At 62.7% G+C, this 15,966-nt stretch carries 15 protein-coding genes; 7 read left to right on the top strand and 8 right to left on the bottom strand.

Features of this window, described 5'->3' with window-relative positions; all coding sequences use genetic code 11:
* Positions 1-354 precede the first annotated feature (354 nt).
* The 6 genes from HOY34_RS16135 to HOY34_RS16160 form a co-directional block, all read right to left on the bottom strand.
* Positions 355-2,046, bottom strand: coding sequence for an FMN-binding glutamate synthase family protein (locus HOY34_RS16135; protein ID WP_172364679.1), 1,692 nt, complete (start codon positions 2,044-2,046; stop codon positions 355-357).
* A gap of 138 nt (positions 2,047-2,184) precedes the next feature.
* A complete protein-coding gene (locus HOY34_RS16140; RefSeq protein WP_172364795.1) occupies positions 2,185-3,093 on the bottom strand; it encodes a LysR family transcriptional regulator in 909 nt (302 codons plus the stop codon).
* 55 nt (positions 3,094-3,148) lie between these two features.
* Complete coding sequence (gene argE, locus HOY34_RS16145) at positions 3,149-4,324, bottom strand: acetylornithine deacetylase (RefSeq protein ID WP_172364681.1); 1,176 nt, start codon at positions 4,322-4,324, stop codon at positions 3,149-3,151.
* A gap of 19 nt (positions 4,325-4,343) precedes the next feature.
* Positions 4,344-5,018: a DUF1028 domain-containing protein gene (locus HOY34_RS16150; RefSeq protein WP_172364682.1), complete on the bottom strand. Its 675-nt coding sequence runs from the start codon at positions 5,016-5,018 to the stop codon at positions 4,344-4,346.
* A gap of 4 nt (positions 5,019-5,022) precedes the next feature.
* Positions 5,023-5,445, bottom strand: coding sequence for a RidA family protein (locus HOY34_RS16155; protein ID WP_172364684.1), 423 nt, complete (start codon positions 5,443-5,445; stop codon positions 5,023-5,025).
* A gap of 63 nt (positions 5,446-5,508) precedes the next feature.
* Positions 5,509-6,654 carry a branched-chain amino acid ABC transporter substrate-binding protein gene (locus HOY34_RS16160; protein WP_172364686.1) on the bottom strand — a complete coding sequence of 382 codons (1,146 nt, stop codon included), beginning with the start codon at positions 6,652-6,654 and terminating at the stop codon, positions 5,509-5,511.
* A 238-nt stretch (positions 6,655-6,892) separates the two neighbouring features.
* Here HOY34_RS16160 and HOY34_RS16165 point away from each other — a divergent pair, with 238 nt between their 5' ends.
* From HOY34_RS16165 to HOY34_RS16180, 4 genes are read left to right on the top strand one after another with little or no spacing between them, the layout of a single operon-like run.
* The gene (locus tag HOY34_RS16165; protein ID WP_172364688.1) at positions 6,893-7,810 is read left to right on the top strand and encodes a branched-chain amino acid ABC transporter permease; all 918 of its coding nucleotides are present in this window, start codon (positions 6,893-6,895) and stop codon (positions 7,808-7,810) included.
* A 2-nt stretch (positions 7,811-7,812) separates the two neighbouring features.
* Positions 7,813-8,988: a branched-chain amino acid ABC transporter permease gene (locus HOY34_RS16170; protein WP_172364690.1), complete on the top strand. Its 1,176-nt coding sequence runs from the start codon at positions 7,813-7,815 to the stop codon at positions 8,986-8,988.
* On the top strand, positions 8,988-9,782 hold the full coding sequence (locus HOY34_RS16175) for an ABC transporter ATP-binding protein (RefSeq protein ID WP_172364692.1): 795 nt from the start codon (positions 8,988-8,990) through the stop codon (positions 9,780-9,782). Before HOY34_RS16170 ends, HOY34_RS16175 begins: the two co-directional genes overlap by 1 nt.
* A complete protein-coding gene (locus tag HOY34_RS16180; protein WP_172364694.1) occupies positions 9,775-10,473 on the top strand; it encodes an ABC transporter ATP-binding protein in 699 nt (232 codons plus the stop codon). The genes HOY34_RS16175 and HOY34_RS16180 overlap by 8 nt, the downstream gene beginning before the upstream one ends.
* 32 nt (positions 10,474-10,505) lie before the next feature.
* Here the strand turns inward: HOY34_RS16180 and HOY34_RS16185 are convergent, their stop codons facing one another.
* Both HOY34_RS16185 and HOY34_RS16190 read right to left on the bottom strand, forming a co-directional pair.
* Entirely contained in the window at positions 10,506-11,462 is a 957-nt protein-coding gene (locus HOY34_RS16185; protein WP_172364696.1) for a LysR family transcriptional regulator, read from the bottom strand.
* A gap of 198 nt (positions 11,463-11,660) precedes the next feature.
* Entirely contained in the window at positions 11,661-12,896 is a 1,236-nt protein-coding gene (locus HOY34_RS16190; RefSeq protein WP_172364698.1) for a flavin-containing monooxygenase, read from the bottom strand.
* A gap of 278 nt (positions 12,897-13,174) precedes the next feature.
* On the opposite strand from HOY34_RS16190, the gene HOY34_RS16195 reads away from it, so the two are divergent.
* The 3 genes from HOY34_RS16195 to HOY34_RS16205 all read left to right on the top strand — a co-directional run bounded on the left by HOY34_RS16195 (position 13,175) and on the right by HOY34_RS16205 (position 15,891).
* On the top strand, positions 13,175-13,552 hold the full coding sequence (locus HOY34_RS16195) for a hypothetical protein (RefSeq protein ID WP_172364700.1): 378 nt from the start codon (positions 13,175-13,177) through the stop codon (positions 13,550-13,552).
* Entirely contained in the window at positions 13,545-14,141 is a 597-nt protein-coding gene (locus tag HOY34_RS16200; RefSeq protein WP_172364702.1) for a hypothetical protein, read from the top strand. The genes HOY34_RS16195 and HOY34_RS16200 overlap by 8 nt, the downstream gene beginning before the upstream one ends.
* A gap of 106 nt (positions 14,142-14,247) precedes the next feature.
* Entirely contained in the window at positions 14,248-15,891 is a 1,644-nt protein-coding gene (locus HOY34_RS16205; RefSeq protein WP_172364704.1) for a COG3904 family protein, read from the top strand.
* Positions 15,892-15,966 lie beyond the last annotated feature (75 nt).

Here is a 15,966-nt window from a genome sequence, read left to right on the forward strand (position 1 = left end):
AGGGCCCGGCTGTAGCTCGACCAGTTCGTTGTGCGAAAAAGAGGGATCGGCTTGCTCATAGAGCCAACCTAACCCGCTGACTCACAAACATGAATCCATGAGCCGGCCGGATAGTGCAACAAAGCCGCGCTGGATATTAAAAAATCACGCCATGACGCCCGCTATTTTGAGCTGCGGTCCCGGGCAGCAACGCCTGACCTTTCCATCCTGCGGCACAAAGACAGGCTGGGCGAAGAAATGCGCCGCCTGATGGATTTGCCCGGCCTTGCCGATGCGGTTTCCAGGACAGTCGCGCGGTATCAGAGGATGATCCGGGACCTGCCCTAACCTGTGCCCCATCTTCCGCGGTCTCTGCTACCCCTTTGAAATTGCGACATGCTGCCGGGGCGGCTCGGCTTTCTGGCTGCGCTCAAAGGGGCCCAGCGGGATCTCAGAGGTGGCATAGCTTTCCGAGCGCGCCCGCTCCCAGCGGCTATACCAGCTTTCGAGGCCTTTGATCTCGGGGCCCTGCAGCAAAAAGCCCTCGGGCAGATAGCTGTAGATTTCGTTGCCGTCGCTGAATTCATTGTCCTTTTGGCGGAACATGAAGTGATAGGGCATGAAATCGCGCGGGTCGTTCAGCCCTGCCGCCCCGGCCAGTTCGCCAAGCGCATGCATCGTATTGCGGTGGAACCGCGCCACGCGGTCGCTTTTATCGCCCACATCCAGCGCTTTCTGGCGCAAAGGATCCTGGGTTGCGATACCGACCGGGCATTTGTTCGTGTGACAGCTTTGCGCCTGGATGCAGCCGATGGCAAACATGAAACCCCGCGCCGAATTGCACCAGTCAGCGCCCAGAGCCAGCGCCCGCGCAATATCAAAGGCCGAGATGATCTTGCCCGCCGCGCCAATCTGGATCCGGTCCCGCAGGCCCGCGCCGCGCAGCGTGTTATGGACAAAAGTCAGCCCTTCAAGCATCGGCATGCCGACGCGATTGGCAAATTCCAGCGGGGCCGCACCTGTCCCCCCCTCTTTGCCATCGACCACGATGAAATCGGGGGTGATCCCGGTTTCCAGCATCGCCTTGACCATGCACATAAATTCACGCCGATGCCCGATGCACAGCTTGAAGCCGACAGGCTTTCCGCCCGCCAGACGGCGCAATTCGGCGATAAAATTCACCAGCCCCAAAGGCGATGAAAAGGCACTATGCGCGGGCGGCGAGATACAGTCGATCCCCATCGGGATGCCGCGGGCCTCAGAAATCTCACGGGTGATTTTCGGGGCGGGCAGCATGCCGCCATGGCCGGGCTTTGCGCCCTGGCTCAACTTCAGTTCGATCATTTTCACCTGGGGATCGGCGGCCTGGGCTGCGAATTTCTCAGGTGAGAAACTGCCATCATCATTGCGGCAGCCAAAATAACCCGAGGCCACCTGGTAAATCAGATCGCCGCCACCTTCACGGTGATAGCGCGAGATCGAGCCTTCGCCGGTATCGTGGGCGAAACCGCCCGCCTTTGCGCCCCGGTTCAGCGCCAGGATCGCATTGCCCGACAGGGCCCCGAAGCTCATGGCTGAAATATTGTAAAGGCTGGCATCATAGGGCTGCGTGCAATCCGGCCCGCCGATTGTCACGCGAAAATCCTTATCTGCCAGATGGATAGGCTCGGCCGAATGGGTGATCCAGCCATAGCCAGAGCCATAGACATTATGGGTGGTGCCGAAGGGGCGCTTGTCCTCGGCCCCTTTGGCGCGCTGATAGACAAGGGCGCGGGCCTCTCGTGAAAACGGCTCTTCGTCGCGGTCACCTTCCAGCAGATATTGCCGGATCTCGGGGCGGAAACTTTCGATCAGAAAGCGCAGATGGCCGATCACCGGATAGTTGCGCAGGATCGCATGCCGGGTCTGGGTCACGTCATGAAGGCCAAGCGCGGTCAGCGCCGCCATCACCCCCGCAGGCAGCAGCCACCATAGTGAGAACGGCACCAGCGCCAGGAAGAAAAGAGTCGCAAGCCCGACAAGAACCAGAACAGAATAGCGGGATTGGTGGCGCAGGGTGGCTAACATTTGGCTAAGTCCTTTTCACAACACCGGCCAGGCACAAGTCCGGACCGCACTCTGATCATTACATGACTTTGTTTCAGGCCGGTTACCTGCGTTATTATTCTGCGTGACAGGCGGCGGCCAATGCCGTTGCGGCAAAGGTTATGCCGGATCGGCATAAGGATCAGCCATGCCCTGGGCCGCTGTCCAGACCTTTTCGACAATCGGGCGGGCGCGTTCGGCATTGCGGTAAAGCCGGATCTCCATCGGCAGGCCGGGCGCGACCACCTCAAGCCGCCCCGCCGCAATATCCCCCGCGATCAGCGCCTGCGGCAGCCAGGCGACGCCATGCCCTTCCAGCACCATTGAGCGCATCGCCTCGGCGATTGAGTTTTCATTGACGTGCACAACATGGGTTGCGGGTGCCCCTGGCTGGCTTTGCGCGACCGTGGTTAAAAGCCCCAGAAACGAGCCGCGCGAATATTGCAGCATCGGCAGCGTCGGGTTTGCCGCCTGCCATTCGGCCAGCCGCCCCGTCTGCGCCACTGCCACCAGGCGGTCCTGGCCGATGGTTGCATGCGGAAAGCGCTGCGGATCCAGCGGCAGCGGCACGCTGGGATGATGGAAGGTCAGGAAGAAATCATAGCCGCCCTCGGCCAGGGCCTGCAGGCACAAGAGGAAATTCTCGGGCAGAACGCGGCTGCCCACGGGGCCGATCCGCTCGCGCAAGACCGTCAGCCAGCGCGGCAGGAAGGTGGTGGTCAGCGTGTGCAGCGCCGTCAGCGCGAAACTCGCCTGCGGCAGCTGGCCAAAGCCGCGGCCCTGCAAATTGGCCTTGCTTTGGTAAAGCTGACGCACGGTTTCCTCGGCGGTTTCCAGGAAGGCGCGGCCCTCTTGCGTCAGGGAAACCGGATAGCTGGTGCGGTTGAACAGCTCGCATCCCAGCCAGATCTCAAGCGAGCGGATGCGGCGGCTGAAGGCGGGCTGCGTGACATTGCGCATCTCTGCCGCGCGCGAGAAGCTGCGGTTCTCGGCAAGGCTGAGGAAATCCTCAAGCCATTTCAGCTCCATCATATCCTCATGGGTCTGGTGGCATCTGCGGGCACAATGCCGTCAGACCGGGCCCTCAGGCAAGAGGGGCCGCCAGCGCCCGGATCAGCGCCGCCAGCATCGCGTCGCATTCGGCCAGCTGCGCAAGGCTGACAAATTCATCGGGCTTATGGCCCTGATCCATATGCCCCGGGCCGCAGACCAGCACCGGCAGGCCCAGTTCGGCATCGAACAGCCCGCCTTCGGTGCCGAAGGCCACCTTCAGCAGCCGGGCATCCCCGCCCAGCAGGCCCTGCACAAAGCGCACGGCCTCAGACCCGGCGGGCGTGTCGAGGCCGGGATAGGCATTGACCTCTTCAATTCCGATCCGCGCCATCGGAAAGGCGTTCTGGTGCCGCGCGGCAATCGCCTCTGCGTCCTGGCGGATCCCGGCGAGGATGGCCTGCGGATCATCGGCGGCGACATTGCGGATCTCAAAGTCGATCTGGCACAGGTTCGGCACGATATTCAGCGCGGTGCCGCCCTGCATCACGCCTGCGTGGATGGTCGAATAGGGGATGTCGTAATCATCATCGCGGGCACCGTCGCGGGCCAGTGCCTCCTGGCGGCGATCAAGCGCCAGGATGAATTCCGCGCCCAGATGCAGCGCGTTCAGGGCCTTTGGCGCCAGCGCCGAATGCCCCTCCTGGCCGTGGCAGCAGGCTTTCAGCGCCATCTTGCCCTTATGGCCGGTGGCGATGCCCATGCCCGTCGGCTCGCCCACGATGCAAAGCGCAGGGCGCGGGCCGGGACGACGTGCCAGTTCCGCCAGCATCGGGCGCACGCCGATACAGCCGATTTCCTCATCATAGGAAAACGCCAGATGCAAAGGCCGCTGCAGATCGGCCTGCGTGGCCAGAAGCCCGGCGCGGATCGCTGCGGCGACAAAGCCCTTCATATCGGCGGTGCCACGGCCGTAGAGGTGACCGTCGCGTTCGGTCAGGGTGAAGGGATCGCTGCTCCAGGCCTGGCCCTCAACGGGCACCACATCGGTATGGCCCGACAGGATCACACCGCCCGGCGCATCAGGACCAATCGTCAGCCAAAGACTGGCGCGGCTGCCATCATCCGAGGCGAAACGCTCAAACCGCGCGTCCGTGCCGGCAAAAAGCCCCTCAATATACTCCAGCAGCGCCAGATTGGGGCGGCGCGAGACGGTCGGCTCGGCAATCAGCCGGGCAAGGATCTCGCGCGTCGTTGGAAAGCCGGTCATGGCAGCGCCCCCGATCAGGTTACAGATCGCCCGGCACGCCGTAGCTGGGGGCCCCGCCCGGGTTCAGCGCCCGGGTGACATAGGCCTCCATCTCGCCCTGCCAGCGCGCCCAAAGGGCCGCGCATTCGGCAATCGGGTCGCCCTCGGTCCAGTCAACGCGCAGATCGGCGACATTCCAGGAGACCTTGTCGACCATCACCAGACCCATGGAATGAACCGGGCCCTCTTCGCCGCCCGCATCCATCGCCGCCCGCATCGCAGCCAGCAAACGGTCGGCCAGATGGCCTTTGGCCGCGCCGAAGGCATCGACCATCGTCTGCGGAATGGTGTCCGCGCTGAGCATATTGCCCGCCGCCACCACATTTTCCGCCCGGGCCGAGCCATGGCAGCCCAGCGTTTTCGCGCCCGACCAGGTGGCCGAGCCGCCTTTGGCATCGACCAGCGCCAGCTGACGAAACTCGATATGCGGTGCGCTTTTGACCAGTTCGGCCAGCGCCGCCTCGGCCGAAAGTCCCGATGCCATCAGATCCAGACCCTGCGGCCCCAGCCGCGGGTCGGTGACGTTTTGGGTAGAGACTGCCCCCACCCCGGCCCGCACATGGGCGCAGCGTGCCGCGACCGAAGGCGAAGAGGAACAAACCGCAATGCCGAACATGCCGGTATCTGCGCAGCGGGCCGAGATGGAGAATGTCATAGGATCAGGCCTCGTCGGGGATGACGGCGGTCGCTTCGATCTCGACCAGCCATTCAGGGCGGGCCAGCGCCGAGACGACCAGCCCGGTTGAGACCGGGAAGACGCCGCGCAGGTATTCACCCATCACATTATAGACCGCCTCGCGGTAGCGGATGTCGATCAGATAGACCACGACGCGGCAGATATGCGAGAGATCCGAGCCGGATTCCTCAAGCAGCATCTTGATGTTTTCCATCGCCTTGCGGGCCTGGGCCTCGGCATCGCCGATATGCAGGCTTTCACGGGTGTCGAGGTCCTGGGAAATCTGGCCGCGCACGAAAACCGTTGCGCCACGGGCAACGACCGCCTGGCAGAGGTCATTGTTCAGCTTCTGCTCGGGGTAGGTTTCTTTGGTATTGAACGGGCGGATCCGCTTGTGGACGGGCATGTCTCTTACTCCAGGAAAAGCCCCCCGGCACGATGCCAGGAGGCGAAACGGTCTCAGCCGGGCTTATTTGCCCTCATAGGCGACCCATTCGCCACCGCGAACGGTTTTCAGCTCGATTTCCATAGGGGTCTGGGTCTGGCCATTTTCATCAAAGGTGATGAGGCCGGTCGCGCCCTCATGGCTGATCGCGCGGATCGCAGCGGAAAGCGCGGGCTTGTCCTCGACGCCAACCTCACCAATCGCCTGGATGATCACATTGGTCGCGTCAAAGGCGTATTTGGTATAGGGGCTGGCCGGTTCTGCGAAGGCGCGGGCTGCATAATCGGCATCCATCTTTTCCAGCTTCGGCGTCGATTGCGCTGCCGGGTAAGAGACGATGGCCAGCTCTGCCGCATCGCCTGCGACCGAGATGAATTCCGGGTCATACATGCCCGAGATCCCCAGCATCGGCTTATCCAGCCCAACCTCACGCATCTGACGCGCGGCGATCCCGGCCTCGGTGATCACGCCACCGAAATAGATCGCATCAACCTCTTTGCCTTTCAGCGTGGTCAGGATGGTGCGGAAATCGGTCGATCCGACGGGCAGCAGGTCGGTCGAGACGATCTCACCCCCGGCGGCGGTCACGAACTCCTGCACCGAAGTCGCATTCGAGGTGCCGTAATCCGAGGTATCGGCGATGATGGCGATTTTCTTGCCCAGATTGGCAACCGCCCATTCCGCCAGCGGCTTGTTCTCGGTCAGAAGGGTGGGCGTCACGCGGGTCACTTCGGGCAGGTTCTGCGCGGTGATCGCGGGCGAGATCGCCCCCCAGACCACCAGCGACGTCTGGAAGCGGGCAAAGACCGGCATGGTCGCCAGCGCCACGGGCGAGTTCCAGTGCCCGGTCGCTGCCGCCACATCGGGATCATTGACCAGCTTCATCGCAGCCGAAACGCCGGTTTGCGGATCCGAGGCATCGTCAAGCACCACGCCCTCAAACTCATAGGCGCCATCGGGGTTGGCATTGGCCTGCTCGATCGCCAGCAGGAAGCCATTCTTCGCGCCCAGACCCTGCTGCGCATTGCCGCCCGAGATCGGGCCGATGAAGCCCAGCTTCACCTTAGCTTTTTCTGCAAATGCGGGCGTGCTGATCCCTGCAACCGAAAGCATAAGACCGCTAAGGACCGCACCCATCGCCACGCGACGGCTGAACATATTGGAAAACATTGGCCTCTCCTGTGTGTCGGACCCGTGCAGATATGCCGCTCGGCTGATCGCCACCAGACCGCTGCCGCCGGGAGTTTTTTCTGATAGTGAGAATATCCGGCGCGCCCCTGGCCTTGTTAAGTCGTTTTTCCTGATACCGCGCTTCAGAAAAAGCTACGCCCCAGAAGTGACTTTTCCATTTACCTTGCCCCGATCAATCGCACCTAAAGCAAAAAACCAACCAACGGAGGGGCCCGCCATGGACAGCCTTCTTGTCCAGCACATCATCAACTGGGCAGTTATGGGTAGCATATATACCCTGATCGCTATCGGCTTCAGCCTGCTTTTCGGCCTGCTGAACGTCATTCATTTCTCTCATGGTGACGTGTCGATGATCGCGCCATTCGTGGCCCTTGGCAGTTTGCAGCTGATTTTCGGTGCAATCGGCGGTGATGCGGGCCTCTTTGCGATCCTGATCGCGCTGGCGCTGGCGATTGTCGCCACGGGTCTTGTGGGGGTCGGCGCAGACCGCCTGGTGATCCGGCGTTTTCGCAAATCACCCGCCATGATGGCGCTGGTGGCGACCGTGGCACTTGGTACCGCCATACGCGAGCTGATTCGCGGCTTCTACCCGCAGGGGTCGAATCCCAAAGCCTTCCCGACCATCGCCGACGGCTTCCTGAGCTTTGGCGGCGGCCGCCTGCCGCTGCAGCCGGTTGTGATCATCCTGACCACCATCGCGGTGGTGGCACTGGTCTGGTTCCTTTTGCACAAAACCCCCACCGGCACCCGCATCCGCGCCGTGGCCGAGGATCCCGATACCGCCCTTTTGATGAGCATCCGCCCGGATCGCATCTTCGCCTTTACCTTCTTCCTGGCCTCGGCGGTCGGCGCGCTTGGTGCGCTGTTCTTTGCCAGCCATGCGGGCGTCGTGCGCTTTGACTTCGGCGTGCAGCTGGGGCTGATCGGCTTTTCGGCGGCGGTGATCGGCGGGCTTGGCTCGATGTCGGGGGCCGTTCTTGGGGCCCTGGCGATTGCGGCGGTGGAATCGGTCGTCCAGGCCACAGTGCCTGACGGGGCCTCTTACCGTCTCGTCTTCGCGTTCCTTCTGGTGATCCTCATGCTTTGCCTGCGTCCAAGCGGCATTCTCGGCAAGACCGTTCAGGAGAAAGTCTGATCATGAGCGCACAAAATCCTTCTGTCCCGGATAACCTGGCCCTGCCCGCGCCGCTGGTGGTGATTGCAGCCCAGGTGATCGGTGCGGCGCTGCTTTGGGGTCTTCTGACCGCAGAATCGACCCTGGTGATCCTTTTGCTGCTGGCCGTGATGGCCGCCGCCTTCGCCGCGATGCAGATCCGCCCGCAGATTGAGGAAAACATCGTCGCGGCATTCCGCCGCTCGCGCCGCCTTGCGCTGATGGTGGGGCTGGTGCTGGTGCTGATCTGGCCGTTTTTCCTGATCAAAAACACCTATGGCATGCATCTGGTGATCGTCGCGCTGTTGTATTCGGTGCTGGCGCTTGCGCTGAACTTCCAGCTTGGCTCGGCCAATATCCCGAATTTCGCAACCGGGGCGACCTATGGCATCGGCGCCTATACCTCGGCGCTGCTGGCGATCAATTACGGCTTTTCGCTTTGGGCGACGCTGCCTGCGGCGGCGATTGTGGCCACGGCTTTTGGCTTTTTGCTGGGCATCCCCTCGATGCGCACCAAAGACAGCTATCTGGCGCTGGTGACCATCGCCTTCGGGATCGTGATCCATCAGATGCTGAACAACCTTAGCTGGACGGGCGGCCCGAACGGGCTGGTCGGCATCCCCGCGCCCTCGCTTTTCGGGCATAGCTTCATGAGCCCGATCAACGTCTTTGGCTATCGCCTGCCCGCACAGGCCAATTTCTACTACCTGTCGGTGGTACTGCTGGGGCTGGCGATCCTCTCGGCCAAGCGCCTGCATGAAAGCCGGATCGGTCTGGCCTGGAACGCGATCCGCGCAGATGAGCTGGCGGCGAAAAGCCAGGGCATCAATGTCGCCTGGTATAAGATCCTGGCCTTCGCGGTCGACGCCTTCCTGGCGGCCTTCGCGGGCACGGTCTACGCCTTCTATGTCTCTTATATCTCGCCCGACAACTTCACCTTCCTTGTCTCTGTCACCATCATGACCATGGTGATCGTCGGCGGCATGGACAATACCTTCGGCGTGATCGTCGGCGCGTTCCTTCTGACGCTTTTGCCGGAAAAGCTGCGGATCTTCTCTGACTACCGCCTGCTTTTCGTCTCGGTCGTGGTGATCCTGTTCCTGATCCTCAGGCCAAGAGGCCTCTTCCCGCAACGCCAGCGCAGCTATGGAGGCCATTGATGACCAAAGCTCCCCTTCTGTCTTTGCGCGGCCTTGGCATCCGTTTCGGCGGGCTGGTCGCGGTGGATGAGGTCAATCTCGACCTGCCGCATGGCCATATCACCTGTATCATCGGGCCGAATGGGGCGGGGAAATCCACCCTCTTCAACCTGATCACCGGGATCTACAAACCGACCTCGGGGCAGGTGGTGCTGAACGGTGAAACAATCACCGCGCTGGCCCCGCATAAAATCGCCGCGAAAGGCATCGCGCGGACCTTCCAGTCCTCGCGGCTGTTTGAGGATCTTTCGATCCTCGACAATGTCATCATCGGCATGCATGCCCGCACCAAAACCGGGGTGCTGACGGCGCTGTTGCTGCCCTGGATCTCGCGCCGCGAGCTGGAGGCCTGCGCGACCGAGGCAGGCGACATCCTGAACCGCATCTCGCCCGAGCTTTACGCCCGCCGCTATGAGCCGGCAGGCATCCTGCCCCAGGCCGATCGCCGCCGGCTGGAGATTGCGCGGGCGCTGGCCTCGCATCCGAAACTGATCCTGCTGGATGAACCCTCATCGGGCATGGACGACCGCGACACTGCGGGGCTTATGGCCGATATCCGCCGGGTGATGGCTGACACGCCCGGCCTGTCGTTCCTGATTATCGAGCATGACATGCGGCTGGTGGCCGAACTGCCCGATGATGTGATCGTGATCGACTATGGCAAGAAGATTGCCGAGGGCGATTTTGCCGAAGTGCGGCTTTTGCCGCGTGTTCAGCAGGCCTATCTGGGCCAGAAGGCGGTGGAAAATGCTTGAACTCTCTGATGTCAGCACCTTTTACGGCCAGGTCCAGATGCTGCGCGGCCTGTCTTTGTCGGTGCGCAAGGGCGAGCTGGTCTGCCTTCTGGGTCCGAATGGCGCCGGGAAATCCACCACCTTCAAGGCGCTGACCGGGCTTTTGCCGCTTGCAGGCGGCTCGGTTCGGATGATGGGCCAGGATGTGACCCGCACCGGAACCGATAAGCTGGCGGCACTTGGGGTTGGTTTCGTGCCCGAGGGGCGCAGGCTGTTCCCCTCGCTGACGGTGCGCGAAAATCTGAAGCTGGGCTATGACGCCTCTGGCTGCAAGATCCCCTTTGAAACCCGGCTTGCCGCCATGTCAGAGCTGTTCCCGCGTGTGCAGGAACGGCTGAACCAGCCCGCCCGCACCATGTCTGGCGGCGAGCAGGCGATGGTTGCGCTGGCCCGCGCCCTGATTGGGGACCCGGAGCTTCTGATCATGGACGAGCCCTCGCTTGGCCTCTCGCCCAAGCTGATCGACGAGTATTTCGACACCGTGGCGCGGATCCATTCTGAGGGCAAAACCGTGCTTTTGATCGAGCAGAACGCCGAAAAAGCCCTGACCATCGCCAATCGCGGCTATCTGGTGGTGCGCGGCCGGATCGAGGTTGAAGGCAGCCGTGAGGATATGCTGGCAGATGACACCATCCGCCATCTCTATCTGTGACAGGATCGCCGCCCCGGCCAAAGGGGCGGCAATCAGGCCTGCGGCAGATCAGGGCCGACCGAGAGTTTCCTGATCCCCTCATGCACGCCGTCACGCAGCTTTTCGCTGCAGAACTCGATAAAGCGGCGCACGCTCAGGGATTGCGCGGTGCCACGCATGGTGACGATCCCCAGCCGCATCGGCCGCAGATCACCACGCAGCGGGATGTCGATCAGGCGGCCGCCATCCAGCGCCAGATCAATCGCCGGGCGGATATTGGCGATGGAATAGCCAAAGCGATTGGCCACCAGCGCCCGCATCACCCAGATATCGCGGGTGCGCTCGGCGATTTTCGGGCTGCATCCGGCGGCCTGGAAAAGCGACAGGAAATAAGCCGCGCTATAGGGCAGATCCAGCAGGATCATCGGAAATTCCGCCAGCTCTTCGATCGAGACGCTGTCGCGCCCGGCCAGCGGATGCCCCTCATGCAAGACCGCATGCGGCGGCAGGGCGCCCAGCTCATGGAACTCCATATCCGGGGGCACATCCAGATCATAGGTCAGCGCCAGATCGAAACGGGCAAGGCGCAGCCCCTCGATGATCGCGGCGTGATCCAGCTCATACTGGACGAAATCCACCTCAGGATAGGCGTTGCAGAAGGTCCGCCGTAAAGACGGGATCACCACCTGCGCACAGGTCATCAGGCAGGCGACATTCAGCGGCCCGCGCACCTGTCCCGTCACCTCATTCGAGAGCGTGTTCAGACGCGACGCCTCAACCAGGATCCGGCGGGCATGTTCAACGAAACTGCGCCCGGCCTCGGTCAGCGACAGACCATGCGCGTGGCGACGAATGAAAAGCGTGATGCGGAACTCGCGCTCCAGCTGCGAGATCGCCGCCGAGACCGAAGGGGCCGAGACATTGACGCGCTCTGCCGCCTCGGTGACAGAGCCGTAATCGCCAACCGCAACCAGATATTCCAGTTGCCGAAGCGTGAAACGCAGCGCCATGATTCACCCCCGACCAGCCAGCATTCACACCATTATAGGGCGAGTGCAGGGGTTTTTACCAGTTTCCAGGTTCGGACTCGGCCCCGGGTTCTTTGTCGCAGGCCAGAACGAACAGCCTTTGGCCGGGCGCAAAGGCATCCGGCCAAAAGCATTGATCAGATCCGGGGCCAATGGCCCTGGATTTGGCCCCGGATTGAATTACTTCGCCTGCGCTGCCCGCTCTGCGATATGGCCCGCGACCGCATCCGCATCATGCCAGACGCCCCAGATAAAGGACGAGCCACGCCGCGACAGCCAGGGCAGCCCCAGGAAGTAAAGGCCCGGAACCTCGGTCACGCCGCCTTTGTGACGCGGGCGGCCACGCTCATCGAAGATGTCCTCTTTGATCCAGCTGAAATCCAGCGCGTAGCCGGTGGCCCAGATGATCGTGGTGATCCCCTCGGCGGCCAGATCCAGCGAAAGCGTCGGCGCGGTCAGACACTCGGGGTCTGGCCCGATCAGATGCGCCTCTGGCTCGGCCGGGAAATCAAGGCCCTCTTTCTCGATATAGGCATCGGCCTGCTGCAAAAGGCCCAGATAATTCGCATCGCCCATCGCCACATTCTTCGCCAGATCCGGCGCGAAATGCATCACGCCATCGGCAAAGCTCTGGGTCATGCCGACAAGGCCCATGCCCTCGGCGGCCAGCTTGCGGAAATCGACGGTATTGCCGCCATGCGCACCGCTGACGGCGATGGTGACGTGTTCAGTGCCCGGCGCAGGCGTCGTCGTGTCCCAGATGCCAAGCGCACCCAGCCACCAGACGAAATCCTTGCCGCGATAACGCCGCGGCGGGCGATCATGGGCCCCGACCGACAGCCAGACCTTGCGGCCTGCGCGGCGCAGCTCATCGGCGATCTGCACACCCGACGAGCCGGCACCCACCACCAGCACGCCGCCTGCGGCCAGCTGATCGGGATTCTTGTAGCTTTGCGAATGGATCTGGATCACGTTGGTATCTGCGGGCACCACCGGCGGGATGACCGGCTTTTGGAACGGCCCGGTCGCAGCGATCACGTTTTTCGCCTCGATCACGCCATCTGCGGTTTCAACGCGGAAGGTGCCATCGGCCTGACGCGCCACCGAGGTCACATTCACCCCGCAGCGCACCGGCGATTTGTTCATCGCCACATAGGCCTCAAAATACTCGGCCACCCGGTCGTGATGGGCAAAGGCGTCGGGGTCCAGGCCCTCAAACTCCAGGTTCGGAAAGCGGTCATGCCAGGCGGGGCCATTGGCGACCAGCGAGTCCCAGCGGCCGGTCCGCCAGGCCTCGGCGATGCGGTTGCGCTCCAGCACCAGATGCGACAGCCCGCGCCGCCCGAGATGCTCACTTGCTGCGACGCCGGCCTGCCCGGCCCCGACGACAAGCGTATCGACTTTTTCGATGGCCATTGCGGCTGCCCTCATTCGTTTTCATGCCAGACCCCGGTCACGGGGCCGCTGGTTCAGACATGAAACCGATGCGAGCCGTTTGAACATAAGCGAATCTTGCATCCGTGATTAGCCATTCGCTAATGCCTCAGCTTTGGGCAGACCGGGGGGCCATTGCCCAGGGCCTGTCCCCGCCCGGATCACCGCAATCGGCGCGGCAATGCTTGAGTTTGGCCACCGCCTGCGCTTATCTGCAGGGATATTATCCGGCTGTTTTCCACGGGACCCATAAGATGAAAATGCTGTCATTGATGACTGCCATGCTGCTGGGGCTGAGCAGCACCCCCGCCCTGACCGAGGAAGAATGGTTCTTCCTGCTCAGCGGTCAGTCGCTGACCTGCCTGCGCGATCACGCCGGCGATTATGCGCCAAAGCCGGGCGAGACGCTTTTCATCAGGGTCAGCGATTGCGGCACCGCCAATATGAAGGGCCAGGATTTCGCCGATATGGTCGTCAACAGCGCCCCCGATATCGAGGTCGCCGAAGCGGACAGCCCCGATGCCGTCGTGGCTTTCCTGGCCAGCGATTTCGAATGTCTCGCCAGCCTGCCCCTGCCCGAGGATGACACCCTCGTCGCCTATTACCCAGAGCGCTGCGCGGTAGAAGCGCGTGACTGACGTTCAAAGCAATCAGGGCCAGGGCCAGCCCCCCCAGCCCGCAAACGCGCCCGCCAGGACCCTGCGGGCCTGGCCCACGCTGGATCAGCTGACCAAGATGGTCGGGCTGCTGGTTGCGGTGATCGGCATCTGGAAATATTTCTACGATCATGCCGCCGCCCGCGAAAATGCCGCCCAGGCCCGCGCCATCGGCTATGTCGAATCCTATGCGAAAGAGCCTCTGCTGGGGGCCCGCCAGCAGCTTTACACCTTCTGGAGCACGCAGCCCGATCTGGTAAATGTGCTGGCCGAACATTCCCTTTCCGAGCGCCAGTATGCCGCGATGCTGACCGCCAGCGTCTTTCGCAGCGATGGCGATATCGCCATCCGCGAGCCGCTTTTGCTGCTGGACAGCTTCTATAGCCAGATCAGCTTTTGCCGCGCCAGTGGCCTTTGCGACGCCGCGATCACTGATGCCTATTTCTGCCGCGTCTCAAAGCGCAACGCGGTGGCCTATGCGCCCTTTTACACCCGCCTTGCGGCGGTCACGGGCGATACCAGCATCGGGGCAGAGCTGCAAAGCTATGCGTCTTTGTGCCAGCTGAACTGAGCCATTCGCGCCCCCGCGTATTTTCCGCCCCGCCGGAGAAATGCCCCGCCGAATAATTCCCTACCGGATAATTCCCCTGCCGGAAAACTCCCTTGCCGGAGAGATCATGACCCAGTCCCAAGTGCCGCCCCAAATCTCTCCCCGGATACCGCGCCGCTGCGCCCACACTCTGGCCCATACTCTGGCCCTGTCTCTGGCCGCCCTGTCTCTGGCTCTGGCCCTCGCAACTGTCCTCTCAGCGCCCGCCCTGGCGCAGACCGCGCCTCAGGACAGCCAGGCAGATCGCGCTGCTGTGCCAAAATTGCGGCCCTATGAAGATAAGGCCATGGGCTGCAGCCTGATCTTTTCCGGCCCCGTCGAGCCGGGTGATGCGAAGCTTTTCGAAGAGATGCTGACCTGGGAATTCAGGCCGTATATCCCGGAGTTCATGGGCCAGCATGGCAGCCGCATCTGCCTCGACAGCCCAGGCGGGGCCCTGGCCGAGGCGGTTAAAATCGCAACCATCGTGCATGGAAAATATGGCACCGCCATCCCTGACGGCGCCTCATGCGAATCCGCCTGTTCGGTTATCTTCATGTCCGGGGCGGTGCATGTCGATTCAGACCCGCGCGGCGCGGTCTCTGACCGGGTGCTGCATCCGCGCGGCAGGCTGGGCTTTCACGCCCCCGCCCTTTCGGTGCCAGGCCGCCGCTATAGCGAGGCCGAGGTGAACCGCGCCTTCGACCTGGCCATCGGCTCGGTCGGGCAGTTGCTGGGCATCTCGGGCCAGATCAACCTGCCGGAAACCCTGCTGGCAAAGATGCTTTCGACCCCCAGCAGCGACATGTATTACATCACCCGCGTGGGCGAGGCCGCCCGCTGGCGTATCGCTGTCGCCCCCACAATCGCACCACGCAACCTGACCCCCGAGGCGGTGCTGAACGCCTGTCAGAACCACTATGCCTATCTGACCGATTATCGCGGCTCGGTCGTGTATAAGCCGCAGAAGACCCCCGCCATCGACCTCTTTGAGCCGGTCATCATGGCCCCCGACGAACATACCCTGGCCCAGCTTGCGGGTTTCGGCCAGGAACGCGCCTCAGATTGCCGCATAACCGCCGACGGCTGGGGCGATGCGGTCACTGGCCCTATCGGATATGTCTCAATTGACGAGGGCGGGATAGGGACCGATGCCCATGACCTTTACCCCTTCCTCTATTACAGCCATTCAACCCTGATCGCGGCCCTTGCCCGCGAGGATGACCTGATCCCCGAGACGGCCGGGCTCAGCGCCCACAGCGCCCGGTGGCAGCAAGAGGCCAACGGCCTTTGCGTGACGCTGACCGGCGACGATGCGGTGCAAAGCGAGGCTTGCGTCCTGAATTCGACCGCCTCGATCGGGCCTGATATCAGCACAGGCTCCGCCCAGGAGCAGCACATCCTGCGCCATGCTTCGGGGGCCGAAACCGTGATCGGGAAAATCGGCGGCCCCAGTGGTGACTGGCGCGTGAACGATATGCCCGCAGCCCAGGATTTCGACACCGCAAGACAGGATATGCGGCTGGCCGAACTGGCCCAAAGCCTGGGCAGCGCCGCCACCTTCACCCAGTGCTGGAGGGCCGCATCAACCACCCCCGTCGCAGGCCAGAATCTGGTCACAGGCCGGAATCTGGCCGCAGCCGGCCTGCGGTTTTGCTTTATCGGATCCGTGCCGCCTTTGGCAGATCAGGCCTCCTGGCCCCCGGTCGATATGATCGACATCTTTCAATAGGCGGCGGCAATTCCGGGTGCGGTCCGGGGATGCCGGATCAGAGCGGGCGGGCCGGCCAACCACCCCATCCAGATT

The sequence above is a fragment of the Pseudogemmobacter hezensis genome (genome assembly GCF_013155295.1).
In the GTDB taxonomy this organism is placed as follows: Bacteria; Pseudomonadota; Alphaproteobacteria; order Rhodobacterales; family Rhodobacteraceae; genus Pseudogemmobacter; species Pseudogemmobacter hezensis.